The sequence below is a fragment of the Janthinobacterium sp. GW823-FHT03B06 genome (assembly GCF_058796955.1).
The window spans coordinates 150,051-166,896 of the sequence record NZ_JBXAJE010000006.1; the positions used below are offsets into that span (position 1 = coordinate 150,051).

Here is a 16,846-nt window from a genome sequence, read left to right on the forward strand (position 1 = left end):
GGCAAGACAGCCGTGCCGCATTCACTGGAACAATTATGATCCGTATCTTAATTACAGGAAAAACCGGCCAGGTTGGCTACGAACTGGAACGCAGCCTGCAAGGCCTGGGAGAAATCATCGCGCTCGACCGCAGGCAGATGGATCTGGCCGATTTGACCCAGGTACGCGACATGATCCGCCGCCTCAAGCCGACGCTGATCGTCAACCCGGCCGCCTACACCGCCGTCGACAAAGCGGAAAGCGAGCCAGAGTTGGCCATGCGCATCAATGGCGAGGCGCCGGCTGTCATGGCCGAGGAAGCAAAAAAATTAGGTGCTGCAATGATTCATTACAGCACTGATTATGTCTTTGATGGATCGAAAAACGGTCCCTATGTCGAGACCGATCCGACGTGCCCTGTCAATGTGTACGGCAGTAGCAAGCTGTCCGGCGAACAGGCGATCCAGGCAGCCGGCATCCCGCATCTGATCCTGCGCACCAGCTGGGTCTACAGCATGCATGGAAAGAACTTTCTGCTGACCATGCTCCGCCTGGCGCAGGAGCGCGACGAGCTCAGTATCGTTTCCGACCAGGTCGGTGCACCCACCTGGAGCCGCACCATCGCCGACACCACCGCGCATATCGTGGCGCAAAGCGTCATTGCCACGAACCGCCAAGCGTGGTGGGACAAACGCTCTGGTTTATATCACTTGACGGCACAGGGACAAACCAGCTGGTTTGGCTTCACTGAGGCGATCATGGCACATGCCTCGATTGCCAAGAAGCCGCGTCTCAGACCGATACTCGCGCAAGCCTACCCGGTACCCGCACGGCGGCCTGCCAATTCGGTGCTGTCTTCGGAACGGTTGAAGAAGACCTTCTGCGGATTGCCGCAGTGGCAGGATGCGTTGAAGCTATGCCAGGACTGAGGATATAAAACATGTAAGAGAAACAATTGCCGTTGTAAAGCTGAACTAACGGGGCAAGCCAGGCCCCGAGCTGCTCAGGCGGAGCCGACAGAATGCTGGCCAACGACCGGAAGTCCGAAGACCTGATCGTTGAAAACGATATCCATGTTTGCCATATGGTCCAGGTCCTGAAGAGGACGTCGCAGCCATGCGCGGCACTCCACAAATTTGCCAAGTACTCGCCATCCCGCGTAAAATGCAGGCTTCGCGGGTGTAGCTCAATGGTAGAGCAGAAGCTTCCCAAGCTTACGACGAGGGTTCGATTCCCTTCACCCGCTCCATTTTTCGCTGGCGCCTGGCTTGATGCGGCGCGGCTACTTATTTCTCCATTCCCATGTCTTCTGATACCCCAGCAAACGGCCCGGCGCGGCCGATGATGTACGATCCGACCGAACACCGCATCCGCAGTTTCGTCACCCGCGCGGGACGGCTGTCTGTCGCGCAGGCGCGCGCGCTTGAGACCTTGGGGCCGCAGTTCCTGTTGCCATTCGCCAAGGAGTCCATGGACTTCGAGCAGGTGTTCGGCCGCAAGGCGCCCGTGATCCTGGAAATCGGTTTCGGCATGGGCGCGACGACGGCGCATATCGCCAAAGCCATGCCGGAGAAGGATTTCATCGGCGTCGAAGTGCATACGCCTGGCGTCGGCAGCCTGTTGAAGCTGATCGGCGAAGAGTCGCTGACGAATCTGCGCTTGCTGCAGCACGATGCGGTGGAAGTGCTTACGCACATGATCCCAGCCAATTCGCTGGCCGGCATCCATGTGTTTTTCCCTGATCCATGGCACAAGGCGCGCCACAACAAGCGTCGTTTGATCCAGTCGCCATTCGTCAAGCAATTGACCGACCGCCTGGCGCCGGGCGGCTATCTGCATTGCGCCACCGATTGGGAAGATTACGCGGTGCAAATGCTGGACGTGCTGGGCGCCGAGCTGCAACTGCGCAATAGCGCCGATGCCTATGCGCCGCAACCGGCATATCGTCCGCTGACCAAGTTTGAAAACCGCGGTTTGAAGCTGGGCCATGGGGTGTGGGATCTGGTGTTCATCAAGAAATAAACGCATTATGGCGGCTTGCCCACCCCTGCCATTTGCATAAAAATGAAGCCTGCCGCAGCAATGCGGCGGGCTTTTTTATTACTTGCGCAGCCTTGTGCGGGCTTGGCAAAGCGGGGAAATTCCGCTAGTCTTATCTTTTTTGCATTGATTGATATTATGTCCAAGAAAATACTCGTGACCGGCGCATCCGGTTTCATCGGTTCGCATACCTGTATCGAATTGCTGGCTGCCGGTTTTGAGGTGGTCGCGGTGGATAATCTGTGCAATAGCGCGCGCGAAGCGATGGCGCGCGTGGAGCGCATTGCCGGCAAAAGCGTGCCCTTCTATGAAGCGGACGTGCGCGACCGCACGGCCATGGCCGCCGTCTTGCGCGAGCATGCCATCGATGCGGTGATCCATTTCGCCGGCTTGAAAGCCGTGGGGGAGTCCGTGGCCCAGCCGCTGATGTACATGGACAACAATGTGTCGGGCACCGTGGCGCTGCTGGAAGTGCTGGCGGCGGCGAACGTGAAGCGTTTTGTGTTCAGCTCGTCGGCCACCGTGTATGGCGATCCGGAAGCCTTGCCGATCGTGGAATCGTCGCGCCTGTCCGTGACCAATCCGTACGGCCGCTCGAAGCTGATGGTCGAGGAGATCCTGACCGATCTCGTGCATGCCGATGCGCAATGGCAAGTCGGTGTATTGCGCTACTTTAATCCCGTCGGCGCGCATGCCAGCGGCTTGATCGGCGAAGATCCGGCCGGCATCCCGAACAATCTGATGCCCTTCATCGCCCAGGTGGCCGTGGGCCGCCGCGAGCGCCTGGCCGTCTTCGGCAACGACTACGACACGCCGGACGGTACGGGCGTGCGCGACTACATCCACGTGGTCGACCTGGCGCTGGGCCATGTGGCGGCGTTGAACCGCCTGTTCTCCACCGAGGGCGGCTTTACCGTCAACCTGGGCACGGGTCACGGTTATAGCGTGCTTGATACCGTACGCGCCTTCGAGGCCGCCAGCGGCCGCAAGGTGCCATACGACATCGTGCCGCGCCGCCCCGGCGACATCGCCAGCTGCTACGCCTCGGCCGACAAGGCGAAGCAATTGCTGGGCTGGCAAGCGCAGAAAAACATCGACGACATGTGCCGCGACCACTGGCGCTGGCAGCACCAGAATCCGCAAGGCTACGCGGCGTAAAAAAGTCCGCCAGATACAAAAAATCCCGCTCACACGCAAGTGTGGCGGGATTTTTTTAACAGCGCCAGTAACTCAATGGCGCCTGAAAAATGTCTGGGGCCAGGCGCAAATCCGAAGACAGTACGGCGAGGGGCAGGCAACAACGCCCCGGGCATTTTCTCAGGCAGCCATTATGGATACAGGCCGCGTACTTCGCGCGCCTGCAGCACGCGCGTGCACGCCAGGATGAAGGTGGCGGTACGCATCGACACTTTCTTCTCTTGCGACACTTGCCATACCGCGTCGAACGCTTCGCGCATGATGCGGGTCAGGCGGCTGTTGATTTCTTCTTCCGTCCAGAAGAAGCTCGAGAAGTTCTGCGCCCACTCGAAGTAGCTGACGGTCACGCCGCCGGCGTTGGCCAGCACGTCTGGCACGATCAGCACGCCGCGGTCGGTCAGGATGTCGTCCGCTGCAGGCAGGGTCGGGCCGTTGGCGCCTTCCAGGATGATCTTGGCGCGGATGACTTGTGCGCGTTCGGCCGTGATCTGCTGTTCCAGCGCGGCCGGGATCAGGATGTCGCAATCGATGCCCCAGAAATCTTCGCGCGGCACGAATGCCTCGGCGCCCGGGAAGCCTTCGACGCTGCCCACTTCGGCCACGTGTGCCAGCAATTGCGGGATGTTCAAGCCGCCGGAATGCACGACGGTGGTCTTGTGGTCTTGTACCGCGACCACTTTCGAGCCGGCTTCAGCGAACATGCGGGCAGCGACGCCGCCCACGTTGCCGAAACCTTGCACGATGACTTTCGCGCCTTCGAGCGACATGCCGACCTTGGCGGCCGCATCGCAACCGACGACGAACACGCCGCGGCCCGTCGCATCGCGGCGACCCAGGCTGCCGCCCAGCGAGATCGGTTTGCCCGTCACCACGCCGGTCGACATATTGCCGCCGATCATGGCGTAGCTGTCCATCATCCACGCCATGACTTGTTCATTCGTGTTGACGTCCGGCGCCGGGATATCCTTGTTCGGTCCGATGATCATGCTGATCTCGCTCGTGTAGCGGCGGGTCAGGCGTTGCAGTTCGTTGCGCGACAGGGTCTTCGGATCGACGCGGATACCGCCCTTGGCGCCGCCGTATGGCACGTTGACCGCCGCGTTCTTGACCGTCATCCAGGCCGACAGGGCCATCACTTCCGACAGGGTCACGTCCTGGTGGAAGCGTACGCCGCCTTTACCCGGGCCGCGCGACAGATTGTGCTGCACGCGGTAGCCTTCGTAGTGGGCAATGGTGCCGTCATCGCGCTCGATAGGCACGTCGACCGTCAGGATGCGCTTTGGACGCTTCAGCGTTTCCACCCAGCGCGACAGGTTGCCCAGGTACGGCGTGACGCGGTCGATCTGCTCGAGGTAGACGCCCCATGGGCCCAGGTCTTCAGGATTGAGGTAGGAAGGAAGTGCGTGCTTGCTGGTCATGCTTGATAAGCTCCTGGACAAAACGGTGGTGTAATGCCGAAAAATCTACTGCGCGTCGTGCTTTGCGGCCGGCGATGCTCGCTGTACCTTGGTACAGCTGCGCTTCTCGGCCACAAATCACTGCCGCTCGCTACGATTTTTCCTGGCATTCAAAAATGCTGTGGTAGGCGCAATCAATTGAGTTGCGCGCAGCGGAACCGCATCGTAGGCGATAGCCTCATGCCCCGGCCAATGCTTTGTGCGCATCCGGTTATGCATTTATTGCATAGTTAGGAGGTCAGGATGGAATGGTGGTGACAGCCGCGCGCCGGCGTTTTTTTCCGCCGCGCGCGGCGCTTTCCTGCACCTGCACCAGGTATTGCCACAGGCTTTCGACGATCTGCTTGCCGGGGCGCAGGCTGGACGGGCGCTCGCGGTACAAGCGGATTTCCAGCTCGATTTCCCATCCAGGCGCGCCGCCGTCGGCGCGTGCCAGGTGCTTGTATTTGACGTCGCGCATGACGGCCGATTCGGGCAGGAAGGCGATGCCGCGGCCTTCCAGCGCCATCATTTTCAAGCCTTCGGCCATGTCCGTTTCGTAGCAGGTTTCCAGGAACAGGGGCGCCTTGGCGTCGGCCAGCAGCAGTTCCACCATGCGCCCCAGGTAGGCGTTGTTGGTGTAGGAGAGGAAGGGCAGCGGCTCCCTGGCGCTGCCGGGCAGGACGAAGTCCGGCACCTTGTCCTGGCCGCAGCGCGCATATGCGCGCAGGGTTTCGCGGCCCATCACCAGCATGTCGTAGCGGCCCGGATCGAGCTGCACCGGCTGGCGCGGATGGTGATAGCACAGCAGCAGGTCGCAGCCGCCGTCGACCAGCTGCAGTACGGCGTCGTGCACGTTCAGGGCCATCAAACGGCTGTTGATCGGCGCAAAACCTTCTTCCAGCGCCGTCAGCCATTTCGGCATGAAGGTCAGCGACAGGGTGTGCGGCACGGCGAAGTCGACGCTCGTTTGCGTGGCCGCGCGCTTGCCGCGCAACAGGGCGCGCACGCCGTTGATCTGCCCCAGCATTTCCAGCGCCTGCTCGTAGAACACGGCGCCAGCGGGCGTCAGCCGCGTCGGGTACGAGGTGCGGTCGACCAGGTCGATGCCGAGCCAGTTTTCCAGCGACTGGATGCGCCGCGAAAAGGCCGGCTGGGTCACGTGGCGCAGGGCCGCGGAACGGCTGAAATTATGCGTTTCAGCGAGCGAGATGAAGTCTTCCAGCCATTTGGTTTCCATCGCGGCGGCGTTCTCTTGTCAAGGGCAGGGGCTAGGTGGAGTGGTCAGGGCGTCTCGGCCGATGCCGCCGGCCGGTACAGCGATGCCGGCAGGCCGAAGAAGGAGGGCGGACCCAGGGTCGTGCCATCGAGCGAGCCACCCGCGTTCAAGGCCTTGTTGATGGCCGACAGCAAGGAGCTGCGGTCGGCGAGATTTTTTATCAGGGCGCGCGGGCCGTTGTGGAAAGTATGCTGGGCGATATCCGCGGCGACGACAAAGATCGGCTCGCGGCGCAAGGGGAACTCCACCCATTCGCCGTCCTCGTCCTGGGCGCGGAAGGTGGCGGGCAAGGTCATGTTTTCGGCGCCGGGAAGGTGCGACACCAGCACCAGGCCGAAGGCTTCCGGCACCACGTCGGCCAGGCGACGCACCGTCAGGTCGTCGCCGACCAGGGTACGTACTTGCGCTTCCACCGCGTCTTCTGCGTCAGGCTGGGCGCCGAGGATTTTCACGGCCTGGTAAATCAGGTCGGGCGAGAGTGCTTCCATTAAATCATCTCCAGGATCATGGCGACGATTTCGTCGCCGTACGAGGCCAGTTTTTTCTCGCCCACGCCGCTCACGCCGCGCATCTGCTCGAGCGAGGTGGGCTTGGCCTTGGCGATTTCGCGCAGGGTGGCGTCGACGAAAATCACGTAGGCGGGCACGTTGTGGGTGCGCGCCGTTTCCACGCGCCACCAGCGCAGTTTGTCGAAGATCGCCTGCTCGCTGGTGGACAAGTCCGTCTCGACATAACCCTTCGCCACGCTGGTGCTGCGCTTGCTGGTTTTCACCGGTTTCTGGTACTGGCGCAGCTGCACCTTCTGGCCGCCCTTGAGCACGGGGCGCGAGGCGTCCGTCAGTTTCAGCGAGCTGTATTGTTCATGGTCGACCGAGACGAGGCCGAGCGCGATGGCTTGGCGCAAAATCGATTTCCATTCCGCTTCGCCCAGGTCCGAGCCGATGCCGAAGACCGACAGCGAATCGTGGTGCCAGGTCTTGATGCGTTCCGATTCCACGCCGCGCAACACGTCGATCACGTGGCCGCCGGCGAAGCGCTGGTCGACGCGGTAGATGGCCGACAGCAGTTTTTGCACGGGCACCGTGCCGTCGAACGACACGGGCGGCACCAGGCAGGTGTCGCAATTGCCGCACGGCGAAGCCGGTTCGCCGAAGTATTCGAGCAATCGCATGCGGCGGCAGCTGAGCGTTTCGCACAGGCCCAGCATGGCGTCGAGCTTCACGCCCAGCACGCGCTTGAAGGTGTCGTCCGCTTCCGATTCGTCGATCATGCGCCGCTGCAGCACCACGTCCTGCAAGCCGTACGCCATCCAGGCGTTGGCGGCCATGCCGTCGCGGCCCGCGCGCCCCGTTTCCTGATAATAGCCCTCGATGCTTTTCGGCAGATCCAGATGCGCGACGAAGCGCACGTCGGGCTTATCGATGCCCATGCCGAAGGCGATGGTGGCGACCATGACGATGTTTTCCTCGCGCAGGAAGCGCGCCTGGTTGGCGCTGCGCTTGGCGTACTCCATGCCGGCGTGATAGGGCAGGGCGCGGATGCCGCTCTGGTTCAGAAATTCCGCCGTCTCTTCGACTTTTTTGCGCGACAGGCAGTACACGATGCCGCAGTCGCCCGCGTGTTCCGTGTTGATGAAGTCGAGCAGCTGCTTGCGGCCATTCGCCTTTTCCACGATCTGGTAGCGGATGTTCGGGCGGTCGAAGGACGAGACGAACTGGCGCGCGTCTTCCAGCTGCAGGCGCAGCGCGATTTCAGCGCGCGTCTGCGGGTCGGCCGTGGCCGTGAGCGCGATGCGCGGCACGTCCGGGAACTGCTCGTGCAGCACCGACAGCTTGATGTATTCGGGACGGAAGTCGTGGCCCCACTGGGCTACGCAGTGCGCCTCGTCGATGGCGAACAGGGAGATCTTCGACGCCTGGAACAGGTCAAGGCAGCGCTGCGTCATCAGGCGCTCGGGCGCCACGTAGACGACGTCGATGCCGCCCGTGCGCACCAGGCGCTCGATGCGGCTCGCTTCTTCGTAGGTCTGGGTGGAGTTCAGGAAGGCGGCGCGCACGCCGACTTCTTCCAGCGCGTCCACCTGGTCCTGCATCAGTGCGATCAGCGGCGAGACGACGACGCCGACGCCATCGCGCAGCAGCGCGGGAATCTGGTAGCACAGCGACTTGCCGCCGCCCGTGGGCATCAATACCAGCGCGTCGCCGCCATGGCTGACGTGGTCGACGATGTCGGCTTGCTGGCCGCGGAAGGCCGGGTAGCCGAAAACGGTTTGCAGCAGGTGCAGCGCGCGCTGGTTAAGATCTTGATTCATAGTGCCTTATTCTGCCCAAACAACCCAGCCGTAGTGGGCGCTGGCCAACACCAGCAAGCCGAACACAATGCGGTACCAGGCAAAAAACGTGAAGTCGTGCGAGCTGATATAGCGCAGCAGCCAGCGCACGCACAGGAAGGCGGAAATGAAGGCGGCCACGGTGCCCAGGCCGAACAGGGGCACGTCGGTGGCCGACAGGATGTCGCGCGCTTTATACAGAGAATAGGCGGTGGCCGCCAGCAGGGTGGGGATGGCCAGGAAGAACGAGAATTCGGTAGCCGTCTTGCGCGACAGTCCCAGCAGCATGCCGCCGATGATGGTCGAGCCGGAACGGCTGGTGCCGGGAATCAGCGCGAAGGCCTGCGCGCAGCCCACTTTCAATGCGTCGAACGGCGTCATTTCGTCGACCGAGTTGACGCGCACGGTGACGGGATTGGTGCGCGCGCGACGCTCCACCAGCAAAATCACGATGCCGCCGATGATGAAGGCCATGGCGACCGGAACGGGCTTGAAAAGCGCATGCTTGATCATCTTGCCGATAGCCAGTCCGATGACCGCCAGTGGCAGGAAGGCGATGGCCACGTTCAGCACGAACTTGCGCGACTTCGCTTCGCTGCCGAAGGTAGACAGCACGCTGCCGATGCGCTGGCGGTATTCCCAGCATACGGCAAGGATGGCGCCGGCCTGGATGGCGATCTCGAAGACATCCATGACTTCTTTCGAGACATCCTTGGTAAAGTCGAGCAGGCTGCCGGCCAGGATCAGATGTCCCGTGGACGAAATCGGCAAGAATTCGGTAAAACCTTCGACCAGCCCCATGATGATGGCTTTTAGCGCAAGAATGAGATCCATAGATGTATAAACGGGTATAAGTGGCAGGATGGGGTAAGTGCGTGGCGCCCGCAATGTGCGCGGGGTCGAAGCTTACCATGCCGCAGGCCCGTCGAGCCGATTTGGGCGCTGTCGGGCGGCGCTTTTTTAGCATCGTCCGACAGGCAGAAGGAGGATCAGGAACGTTGTTTGGCCGGCGCCACCAGGCGTGCGCTGGCTGCCACCAGCAGCAGGGCGGCGCCCAGCATGGCGAAGGCGATATTCAGGCTGGTGGCGTGCGCCACGAAGCCGATCACGGCCGGACCAGCCAGGATGCCCGCATAGCCGATGGTGGTGATGGCCGCCACCGCCAGGCTGGCCGGCATGGCATGTTGCTGGCCCGCCGCCGTGAACAGGATGGGCACGATGTTCGCCGCGCCCAGACCGATCAGCACGAAGCCGGCCATGGCCAGGCTGGCATGCGGCGCCAGCACGGCCAGGAAGAAGCCTGCCGCCGCGCACAGACCGCCGAAAGTGAGCACCCGCTTGCCGCCAAAGCGTGTGACCACCTTGTCGCCCGTGAAGCGGCCCACCGTCATGGCGATGGCGAAGGCGGCGTAGCCGAGACCGCCCTTGGCTTCTTCCACGCCGCGCGTGGTGGTCAGGAACAGGGCGCTCCAGTCGAGAATCGCGCCTTCGGCCAGGAAGACGATAAAGCACAGCAGACCGATGAAAATGACTGCGCCATGCGGCATGACGAACAGCGGCGTCTTTTCGCCGGAGGCGGACGCCGTCGGCAGCAGATGGCCTTGCGCCGCGCCCAGCACGCCGCACAGCAGCAGCATCACCACCGCGCAGGACCAGGCCGGCGTCAGTCCCAGCCACAACAGCAGGGCCATGCAGGCCGCGCCGGCAAAGCCGCCCACGCTGAACAGCGCATGAAAACCCGACATCATGGCGCCGCCGTTGGCTTTTTCGATGATCACGGCCTGGATATTGATGGCCACGTCGAAGGTGCCCATGGCCGCGCCGAACACCAGCAGCACCAGGCCGAGTTGCAGCGGCGTGGCGGCCAGCGCCAGGCCGGGCAGGATGGCGGTCAGCAGCAGGCCGGCGCCGACAATGACCTTGCGGCAGCCGAAGCGGGCCGTGAGCATGCCCGTAAACGGCATCGCGCACAGCGAGCCGGCGCCCAGGCACAGCAGCAAAATGCCGAGCGTCGCTTCATCGAGGCCCAGGCGCGCCTTGGCATAGGGAACCAGGGGGGCCCAGGCGGCCATGCCGAGGCCGGCGGCGAAGAAAACCAGGCGCGTGGCGCGTTGTTGCAAGGTGCCAGTGAGATGCATGGGGGAGCTTTTCAAGAGTCGGGGTGGATAAGTCAGGCGTGGGCGCGCAACACTTGCACGCCCAGCCGTTCAAAGGCAGCCGCGTGGGCAGCGTCGGCATCGGCTTCGAGCACCAGGTGCTGCAGCAGGCCCGTGGCCAGCACGCCGAAAGGCGCGGCCGTGCCCAGCTTGTCGCTGGTGACGGCCACGACGACCGCCTTGCTGGCGCCGGCGATGCTGCGCTTGAACTCGGCCTCGTCATAGTTGAACGCCGTCACGCCCGCGTCCGCGTCGGCGCCGCAGGCACCGAGGAAGCACAGGTCGGGATGCATGCGCTCGACCGTGCGCAGCGCTTGCGGACCCAGGCTGGCGCCGGCGCGGCGGTCGACCCGGCCGCCAGCCATGATCAGCTCGATTTCGGGACGCTCCATCAGGACCATGGCGATGGATGGCGCATTGGTGATGACAGTGAGCGCCAACTGCGGCAAGGCGCTGGCGATGGCCAGGTTGGTCGAGCCCGCATCGAGAAACAGCACCTGGCCCGTGCGCACGAGGGACACGGCCGCCTGCGCCAGGCGCGCCTTGCGCTCGGGCGCTTCCTGCTTGCGCTGCGTCAAGGTGCCGCCATCGGGCGCCAGCGGCAGGGCGCCGCCATACACGCGCTGGCACAGGCCGGCCGCCGCCATCTCGCGCAAGTCGCGCCGTATCGTGTCTTCGGACACATCGAGCTGGCGCGCCAGGTCCAGCGCCAGCACCCTGCCGTCGGCATGTAATTGTTGCTGGATCAATGCGTGGCGTTGTTTGAGGAGCAGAGTGGCGGACATATGAACTTATAAACGTGCAAGAATGTGCATGAATATACGCAAACGTGCAAACGCGGTCAATGCTTATCTGCGCGTCACGGCGGCCAACGGCTGGCTTACCGTGCAACCGCGGCGGCCTGCTTGCCTGCCTCTTCCAGCAGCCAGCCGCGAAAGGTCGCCAGGCGCGGCAGGCCTGCGGACTCCGGCCGGTAGACCACGTAGTAGGCCAGCGGCGAAAGAAAAGTCATCGCGCCGCACAGGCGTACCAGCCGCCCGGAGGCGATATCGTCATGCGCCATCACGCTGCGCGCCAGCGCCACGCCATGGCCCTCGGCCGCCGCCTGCAGCACCGCCGCCGAATTGTTGATCTTCATGCCGCGCGAGGCGGCGCTATCGCGCACGCCCGCCTTCTGCAGCCACGCTTCCCACGTTGGAAAATCGCCATGGCCATCCATCGACAGGTCGTGAATCAGCGTTTGCCGCGCCAGGTCGGCCGGCTGCCGCAATGGCGCATGCTGTTGCAGAAACGCGGGCGAACACACGGGATAGACTTCTTCATCCATCAATTTGTCGGCGCTCAGTCCCGGCCAGTTGCCGGTGCCGTAGCGCACGCCGATATCGATGCGTTGCGAGACGAAATCGACGGGCTTCAGACTGGTATCGAGCCGCACGTCGGTTTCCGGGCAGATCGATTGAAAGCGTTCAATCCGTGGCAACAGCCACTTGGCGGCGAAGGCGGGACTGACGGTCACCGTCAGCACCCCGTTGAGCGAACCTTCCTTGAGCCTTTCCAGACCCAGCAGCAAGCGGTCAAAGCCGGCGCGCAAATCCGGCAGTGCGCGCTCCGCGGCCTGCGTCGCCACCAGCCGCGTCTTGCCCGCCGTGTGCCGATGGAACAGCGGCGCGCCCAGCCAGTCTTCCAGGGCGCGCACCAACTGGCCCACGGCAGCGGGGCTGACGTTGAGTTCAGCGGCGGCGGCTGAAAAGCTCTGGTGGCGGGCGCTGGCTTCGAATGCCCGCAAGGCGTTCAGATGGATCGGTGTCTTCATGATTTTCTTCCATGGTGTCGCGTGATTGTGCGTCTCTGCGTGGCTATTTTAGTCACTCCGCAGCCGTGCCACTAAAGATTTTCTTTCAATGACTGACATTTAATCTGGTTTGTTCCCGTTTGCCGCCAAGCGCAGAATGCATTGCATCGCGGCAGTACACAACTGCCCGGAAGTTTTTCTTCAACAGCGCCTGCCTGACGGCGGGCATAGGAAAGGAATGAAAATGAGCAAGCAATTCGAAGGCAAGAAACTGCTGGTCGTGGGTGGCACCAGCGGCATGGGTCTGGCGACGGCACGCGTGGTGCTGGAGCAAGGCGGCAGCGCCGTGATCGTCGGCCACCGCGCAGAGAAAACCGAAGAGGCGCGCAAGGCATTGTCGGCGCTCGGCACGGTGTGGGCGGTGACCGCCGACCTGTCGAGCGACGCGGGCCTGGCCGCGCTGCTCAAAACGCTGGACGAACAGCATGCGGACATCGATCTGCTGGTCAACGCGGCAGGCGTGTTCTTCCCCAAACCGTTCCTCGAACACGGCGCCGCCGACTACGACCAGTATATGAATCTCAACAAGGCCTTGTTCTTCATCACGCAAAAGGTGGCCGCGCACCTGGTCGCCGGCGGACGCCCTGGGTCTATCGTCAACATCGGCTCGATGTGGGGCAAGCAGGCGATCGCCGCCACGCCATCGTCAGCGTATTCGATGGCCAAGGCCGGCCTGCACTCGCTGACCCAGCATCTGGCGATGGAACTGGCATCGAAGCAGATTCGCGTCAACGCCGTCTCGCCAGCCGTCGTGCAGACGCCGATCTACGAAGGTTTTATTCCGAAGGCGGAGGTCCATGAGGCGCTGCAGGGCTTCAACGGTTTCCACCCGATCGGCCGCGTGGGCACGCCGCTGGACGTGGCGGAAGTGGTGGCGTTTCTGCTGTCCGACAAGGCCGCCTGGGTGACCGGCGCGGTGTGGGACGTCGATGGCGGCGTGATGGCCGGCCGCAACTAAATACCTGGGGCAAGCCCGCCTTGCCCGCCTTTTCTTCACCTGATCATCAAGGAGCATCGCATGGCTTATCTGCAAATCACCCTCAAGATCGCCAACGCCAACCGCGCCGCGGCGGCTGGCGTCTATCAGCAGTACAAGGCGCCGTTCCTGGCCGGCATCGCGGGCGCGCAGTCGAAGCAATTGCTGATCCGCGAGGAAGACGTGCAAGTGCTGCATGGCTTCGACAGCGTGGGCAACGCCAATGCCTATCTGCAAAGCGCGCTGTTCAACAGCGACGTGGTGGTGGCGCTCACGCCGCTGCTGGACGCGGCGCCCGACGTGCGCATTTATACCGTGGCGTAAGCGGGCACCCGCCCGCTGCTACCTACTATTCCCTTTTTTGGAGCAAAAATCATGATGCAAGACTGGAACACCTACCGCGACTCCCTGCTGGAAAAAGTCGGCGATTACGCCGCGCAGAGCCCCGACGTGATGCGCGGCGTGATGGCCATCGACGGCGCCGCCGCCAAGACCGGCCACCTGGCGCCGAAGATCCACGAACTGATCGCGCTGGCGGTGGCCATCACCACGCGTTGCGACGGCTGCATCTCGGTGCACACGAGGAAAGCGGTGGAAGCCGGTGCGACCCTGGAAGAAATTTCCGAAGCGCTCGGCGTGGCGATCGCGCTCAATACGGGCGCCGCGCTGACGTATTCGGCGCGCGTGATGGAAGCCTACCAACAGCTGCCGAAGCAGTAAGCGCTGGCCGTTTTTTTCAACTGTGGAAGTTTGTCATGCTGATCAATGCCGATTTTTCGCGCCCCGTCATCCTGGCGCCGCACCAGTACCGCTGGGTCGCGTCGCCGCAGGGCGGCGTCGAGCGCATCATGCTCGATCGCATCGGCGCCGAGCAAGCGCGCGCAACGAGCATCGTGCGCTATGCGCCCGAATCCTTCTTCCCGCCGCATCGGCATCCGGGCGGCGAGGAAATCCTGGTCCTCGACGGCACGTTTTCCGAAGACGGCGTGGATTATCCCGCCGGCTGGTATTTGCGCAATCCGCCCGGCTCCAGCCACCGGCCGTCGAGCGGCGCGGGGGCGGTGATCTTCGTCAAGTTGCAGCAGATGCAGCCGCGCGAACAGCGCCACGTCCGCATCGACACCCGCGACCCCGCCAACTGGCGCGAGCAGCGGGGGCGGGCCGTCTGTCCGCTGTTCGACGATGCTGCCGAACAGGTCAGCCTGCAGCGGCTGATGCCGCATGAAGCCTTGCTGGCCGAGGCAGGCGGCAGCCAGGAACTGCTGGTGCTCGAGGGCGAGGTGCGCGCACGCCAGCATGCCTGCGCGCCGCGCAGCTGGATGCGCCTGCCTGCCGGCACCTTGCCCGCCATCGTTGCCGGTGCGCAGGGAGCCACCGTTTACCTGAAAGTCCGGCATGTGGCGGACACGACTTTGAAAGGATCAGCATGCAACACGCACGCATCATCATTATCGGCGCCGGCCTGAGCGGCCTGTACGCGGCCCACTTGCTGGAGCGGCTGGGCGTGGCCAATGTCGTCGTGCTCGAAGCGCGCGATTTCATCGGCGGGCGTATCGCCGGCATGCAGGCAGCTGGCGGCAGCGACCGCTTCGACCTGGGCCCGGCCTGGTTCTGGCCCGAGCAGCAGTGCGCGCTGCACCAGCTGGTCGACGGGCTGGGGCTGCAGCGCTTCGCCCAGTACGACCAGGGCGACATGCTGTACCAGCGCGCCGCAGGGGAAGCGCCGGTGCGCATGCGCACGTACGCGAGCGCGCCGCCATCGATGCGCCTGATTGGCGGCATGAATGCGCTGACCGATGCCTTGCACGGCACCTTGCGCAGCACGCGCATCGTCACCGGACAACAGGTGCTGCGCCTGCGCCATGCGGCCGAGCACGTCGAAGTGGCGAGCGCGGATGCGGCGGGCGCCGTCACCGCGTGGCGCGCCGGCCACGTGCTGCTGGCATTGCCGCCGCGCCTGGCTGCCGCCGGTATCGCGTACGAGCCGGCCCTGCCTGCGGCGCTGGCGCGCGAGTGGACCGCCACCGCCACCTGGATGGCGCCCCATGCGAAGTACGTCGCCGTCTACGAACGGCCGTTCTGGCGCGAACAGGGCTTGTCCGGTTCGGCGCGCAGCCAGAGCGGGCCGCTGGGCGAGATCCATGATGCCTCGATGCCGGGCGGCAGCGCTGCCCTGTTTGGTTTCCTGGCCATGCCGGCACGCACGCGCCAGCGCCTGGACGATGGGGTCTTGCTGGCGCATTGCCGGGCCCAGCTGGTACGGCTGTTCGGCCCGCAAGCGGCCGCGCCGCGCACCGATGCCATCAAGGACTGGTCGCAGGATGCGCTGACCGCCACCGCCGCCGACCTCGACGCCGGCGGCGAGCACGGTCACGCCCCGGCAGCGGCGCCTGCGGCCGGTCCCTGGCAGGGCCGCCTGACGGCCATCGCCAGCGAATGGTCGCCGCGCTTTCCCGGCTATCTGGCCGGCGCGGTCGAGGCGGCCGCTCTGGGCGTGCAAGCCTGGCAAGCGGCGCAGCAGCGCCCGGCGATTCCGTGACTTAACTCAACGAAGGAGAAATGAAGATGAAAGCCACTTACCGCGCCATGCAAGTGAGCCGCCCTGGCGTGCTGGAACTGGTCGAGCGCGCCACGCCGCTGCCTGGCGTGGGCGAAGTCTTGATCGCCGTCGAAGCCTGCGGCATCTGTGGCGCCGACAGCGCCGATATCGACGGCGCCGACCCGGCGCTGCAGCCGCCGCGCGTGCCCGGTCACGAGGTGGTCGGGCGCATCGTCGCGCTGGGCGAACACACGCCGGGCATCTGGCAAATCGGCCAGCGCGTCGGCGTCGGCCGTCTGGGCGGCCACTGCAACGCCTGCCCGCCCTGCCGCCAAGGCCGTTTCCAGTTATGTCAGGACCAGCCGTTCGTGGGCGCCAGCCGCGACGGCGGCTATGCCGAGATGATGCTGGCGCGCGCCACCGGCCTGGTATCCATTCCCGGGCAGCTTGATGCGGAAGAGGCGGCGCCCATCCTGTGCGCCGGACTCGCCACCTTCAATGCGCTCAAGAAGAGCGGGGCGCAGGCGGGCGATACGGTCGCCATCCTGGGCATCGGCGGCCTGGGGCATATGGCCTTGCAGTATGCGCGCCGCATGGGCTTCAAGGTGGTGGCGATCGGGCGCGGCGGCGATATTGCGCAGGACGCGCTGGAGCTGGGCGCGCACGTGTATGTCGACAGCCTGGCCGAGGATGCGGCCGCCGTGCTGCAAGCGCATGGCGGGGCGCAGGCGGTCATCACCACCGTCTCCAGCGCGGCCGCCGTGACGGCGCTGATGGATGGCCTGGCGCCAGCCGGACGGCTGGTCGTGCTGGGCGCGGGCAAGGATCCGCTGCTCGTGTCTTCCGGTAAATTGGTGGTGGGCGAACGCGGCGTGCTCGGCTCGATCACCGGCACGCCGTATGACAATGAAAAGACGCTTGCTTTCAGCGTGCTGGCCGACGTGCGTCCGCGTATCGTAACCATGCCGCTGGAACGTGCGGCCGAAGCCTGTCAGCGCATGCAGTCCGGGGACGTCAAGTTCCGCATGGTGCTGACCATGTTGCCGAAGGCCTAGGCATTCTC

General features: G+C 64.2%; 17 protein-coding genes and 1 tRNA gene. 10 read left to right on the top strand and 8 right to left on the bottom strand.

Going from position 1 to position 16,846, the window contains the following annotated elements; translation table 11 throughout:
* Positions 1 to 35: 35 nt before the first annotated feature.
* From rfbD to galE, 4 genes are all read left to right on the top strand, one after another.
* Positions 36 to 908, top strand: a complete 873-nt coding sequence (gene rfbD, locus AC1RBA_RS20010) for a dTDP-4-dehydrorhamnose reductase (protein WP_492419657.1) — start codon at positions 36 to 38, stop codon at positions 906 to 908.
* Between the two features lie 246 nt (positions 909 to 1,154).
* Positions 1,155 to 1,228: transfer RNA gene (locus AC1RBA_RS20015), tRNA-Gly, on the top strand.
* A 92-nt stretch (positions 1,229 to 1,320) separates the two neighbouring features.
* Positions 1,321 to 2,001: a tRNA (guanosine(46)-N7)-methyltransferase TrmB gene (gene trmB, locus AC1RBA_RS20020; RefSeq protein WP_409027703.1), complete on the top strand. Its 681-nt coding sequence runs from the start codon at positions 1,321 to 1,323 to the stop codon at positions 1,999 to 2,001.
* A gap of 156 nt (positions 2,002 to 2,157) precedes the next feature.
* Positions 2,158 to 3,177 carry a UDP-glucose 4-epimerase GalE gene (gene galE, locus AC1RBA_RS20025; protein ID WP_492419658.1) on the top strand — a complete coding sequence of 340 codons (1,020 nt, stop codon included), beginning with the start codon at positions 2,158 to 2,160 and terminating at the stop codon, positions 3,175 to 3,177.
* Positions 3,178 to 3,347: 170 nt separating this feature from the next.
* Here the strand turns inward: galE and AC1RBA_RS20030 are convergent, their stop codons facing one another.
* The 8 genes from AC1RBA_RS20030 to gcvA all read right to left on the bottom strand — a co-directional run bounded on the left by AC1RBA_RS20030 (position 3,348) and on the right by gcvA (position 12,229).
* Positions 3,348 to 4,634, bottom strand: coding sequence for a Glu/Leu/Phe/Val family dehydrogenase (locus AC1RBA_RS20030; protein WP_070220497.1), 1,287 nt, complete (start codon positions 4,632 to 4,634; stop codon positions 3,348 to 3,350).
* Between the two features lie 277 nt (positions 4,635 to 4,911).
* Complete coding sequence (locus AC1RBA_RS20035) at positions 4,912 to 5,892, bottom strand: LysR family transcriptional regulator (RefSeq protein WP_070290862.1); 981 nt, start codon at positions 5,890 to 5,892, stop codon at positions 4,912 to 4,914.
* 44 nt (positions 5,893 to 5,936) lie between these two features.
* Positions 5,937 to 6,419: a hypothetical protein gene (locus tag AC1RBA_RS20040; protein WP_070290863.1), complete on the bottom strand. Its 483-nt coding sequence runs from the start codon at positions 6,417 to 6,419 to the stop codon at positions 5,937 to 5,939.
* The gene (gene recQ / locus AC1RBA_RS20045) at positions 6,419 to 8,242 is read right to left on the bottom strand and encodes a DNA helicase RecQ (RefSeq protein WP_070220494.1); all 1,824 of its coding nucleotides are present in this window, start codon (positions 8,240 to 8,242) and stop codon (positions 6,419 to 6,421) included. The genes AC1RBA_RS20040 and recQ overlap by 1 nt, the downstream gene beginning before the upstream one ends.
* A 6-nt stretch (positions 8,243 to 8,248) precedes the next feature.
* On the bottom strand, positions 8,249 to 9,094 hold the full coding sequence (locus AC1RBA_RS20050; protein ID WP_070220493.1) for an undecaprenyl-diphosphate phosphatase: 846 nt from the start codon (positions 9,092 to 9,094) through the stop codon (positions 8,249 to 8,251).
* 155 nt (positions 9,095 to 9,249) lie between these two features.
* The gene (locus tag AC1RBA_RS20055) at positions 9,250 to 10,398 is read right to left on the bottom strand and encodes an MFS transporter (RefSeq protein ID WP_070290864.1); all 1,149 of its coding nucleotides are present in this window, start codon (positions 10,396 to 10,398) and stop codon (positions 9,250 to 9,252) included.
* 32 nt (positions 10,399 to 10,430) lie between these two features.
* On the bottom strand, positions 10,431 to 11,201 hold the full coding sequence (locus AC1RBA_RS20060) for a DeoR/GlpR family DNA-binding transcription regulator (RefSeq protein WP_492419659.1): 771 nt from the start codon (positions 11,199 to 11,201) through the stop codon (positions 10,431 to 10,433).
* Positions 11,202 to 11,296: 95 nt separating this feature from the next.
* Positions 11,297 to 12,229: a transcriptional regulator GcvA gene (gene gcvA, locus AC1RBA_RS20065; RefSeq protein WP_492419660.1), complete on the bottom strand. Its 933-nt coding sequence runs from the start codon at positions 12,227 to 12,229 to the stop codon at positions 11,297 to 11,299.
* Between the two features lie 223 nt (positions 12,230 to 12,452).
* Between gcvA and AC1RBA_RS20070 the strand changes: the two genes are divergently transcribed.
* From AC1RBA_RS20070 to AC1RBA_RS20095, 6 genes are read left to right on the top strand one after another with little or no spacing between them, the layout of a single operon-like run.
* Positions 12,453 to 13,226: an SDR family NAD(P)-dependent oxidoreductase gene (locus AC1RBA_RS20070; protein WP_070220755.1), complete on the top strand. Its 774-nt coding sequence runs from the start codon at positions 12,453 to 12,455 to the stop codon at positions 13,224 to 13,226.
* A 60-nt stretch (positions 13,227 to 13,286) separates the two neighbouring features.
* Complete coding sequence (locus AC1RBA_RS20075) at positions 13,287 to 13,568, top strand: hypothetical protein (protein WP_070220486.1); 282 nt, start codon at positions 13,287 to 13,289, stop codon at positions 13,566 to 13,568.
* 51 nt (positions 13,569 to 13,619) lie between these two features.
* Positions 13,620 to 13,964, top strand: coding sequence for a carboxymuconolactone decarboxylase family protein (locus tag AC1RBA_RS20080; RefSeq protein ID WP_070311714.1), 345 nt, complete (start codon positions 13,620 to 13,622; stop codon positions 13,962 to 13,964).
* Between the two features lie 35 nt (positions 13,965 to 13,999).
* Positions 14,000 to 14,710 (top strand): cupin domain-containing protein, encoded by a 711-nt coding sequence (locus AC1RBA_RS20085; protein ID WP_492402195.1) that lies wholly within the window; start codon positions 14,000 to 14,002, stop codon positions 14,708 to 14,710.
* Positions 14,671 to 15,783: a flavin monoamine oxidase family protein gene (locus tag AC1RBA_RS20090; RefSeq protein WP_492402196.1), complete on the top strand. Its 1,113-nt coding sequence runs from the start codon at positions 14,671 to 14,673 to the stop codon at positions 15,781 to 15,783. The genes AC1RBA_RS20085 and AC1RBA_RS20090 overlap by 40 nt, the downstream gene beginning before the upstream one ends.
* A gap of 26 nt (positions 15,784 to 15,809) precedes the next feature.
* Positions 15,810 to 16,838, top strand: a complete 1,029-nt coding sequence (locus tag AC1RBA_RS20095) for an alcohol dehydrogenase (protein WP_492419661.1) — start codon at positions 15,810 to 15,812, stop codon at positions 16,836 to 16,838.
* The last annotated feature ends 8 nt before the right edge of the window (positions 16,839 to 16,846 follow it).

Excerpts from the sequence above, each read along its gene's own strand:
- AC1RBA_RS20085 (WP_492402195.1), top strand. The coding sequence starts at position 14,000 with ATGCTGATCAATGCCGATTTTTCGCGCCCCGTCATCCTGGCGCCGCAC.
- AC1RBA_RS20080 (WP_070311714.1), top strand. The coding sequence starts at position 13,620 with ATGATGCAAGACTGGAACACCTACCGCGACTCCCTGCTGGAAAAAGTC.
- AC1RBA_RS20090 (WP_492402196.1), top strand. The coding sequence starts at position 14,671 with ATGCAACACGCACGCATCATCATTATCGGCGCCGGCCTGAGCGGCCTG.
- AC1RBA_RS20035 (WP_070290862.1), bottom strand. The coding sequence starts at position 5,892 with ATGGAAACCAAATGGCTGGAAGACTTCATCTCGCTCGCTGAAACGCAT.
- AC1RBA_RS20075 (WP_070220486.1), top strand. The coding sequence starts at position 13,287 with ATGGCTTATCTGCAAATCACCCTCAAGATCGCCAACGCCAACCGCGCC.
- recQ (WP_070220494.1), bottom strand. The coding sequence starts at position 8,242 with ATGAATCAAGATCTTAACCAGCGCGCGCTGCACCTGCTGCAAACCGTT.
- rfbD (WP_492419657.1), top strand. The coding sequence starts at position 36 with ATGATCCGTATCTTAATTACAGGAAAAACCGGCCAGGTTGGCTACGAA.
- AC1RBA_RS20070 (WP_070220755.1), top strand. The coding sequence starts at position 12,453 with ATGAGCAAGCAATTCGAAGGCAAGAAACTGCTGGTCGTGGGTGGCACC.
- AC1RBA_RS20050 (WP_070220493.1), bottom strand. The coding sequence starts at position 9,094 with ATGGATCTCATTCTTGCGCTAAAAGCCATCATCATGGGGCTGGTCGAA.
- AC1RBA_RS20030 (WP_070220497.1), bottom strand. The coding sequence starts at position 4,634 with ATGACCAGCAAGCACGCACTTCCTTCCTACCTCAATCCTGAAGACCTG.
- AC1RBA_RS20055 (WP_070290864.1), bottom strand. The coding sequence starts at position 10,398 with ATGCATCTCACTGGCACCTTGCAACAACGCGCCACGCGCCTGGTTTTC.
- AC1RBA_RS20040 (WP_070290863.1), bottom strand. The coding sequence starts at position 6,419 with ATGGAAGCACTCTCGCCCGACCTGATTTACCAGGCCGTGAAAATCCTC.
- AC1RBA_RS20060 (WP_492419659.1), bottom strand. The coding sequence starts at position 11,201 with ATGTCCGCCACTCTGCTCCTCAAACAACGCCACGCATTGATCCAGCAA.
- AC1RBA_RS20095 (WP_492419661.1), top strand. The coding sequence starts at position 15,810 with ATGAAAGCCACTTACCGCGCCATGCAAGTGAGCCGCCCTGGCGTGCTG.
- trmB (WP_409027703.1), top strand. The coding sequence starts at position 1,321 with ATGATGTACGATCCGACCGAACACCGCATCCGCAGTTTCGTCACCCGC.
- gcvA (WP_492419660.1), bottom strand. The coding sequence starts at position 12,229 with ATGAAGACACCGATCCATCTGAACGCCTTGCGGGCATTCGAAGCCAGC.
- galE (WP_492419658.1), top strand. The coding sequence starts at position 2,158 with ATGTCCAAGAAAATACTCGTGACCGGCGCATCCGGTTTCATCGGTTCG.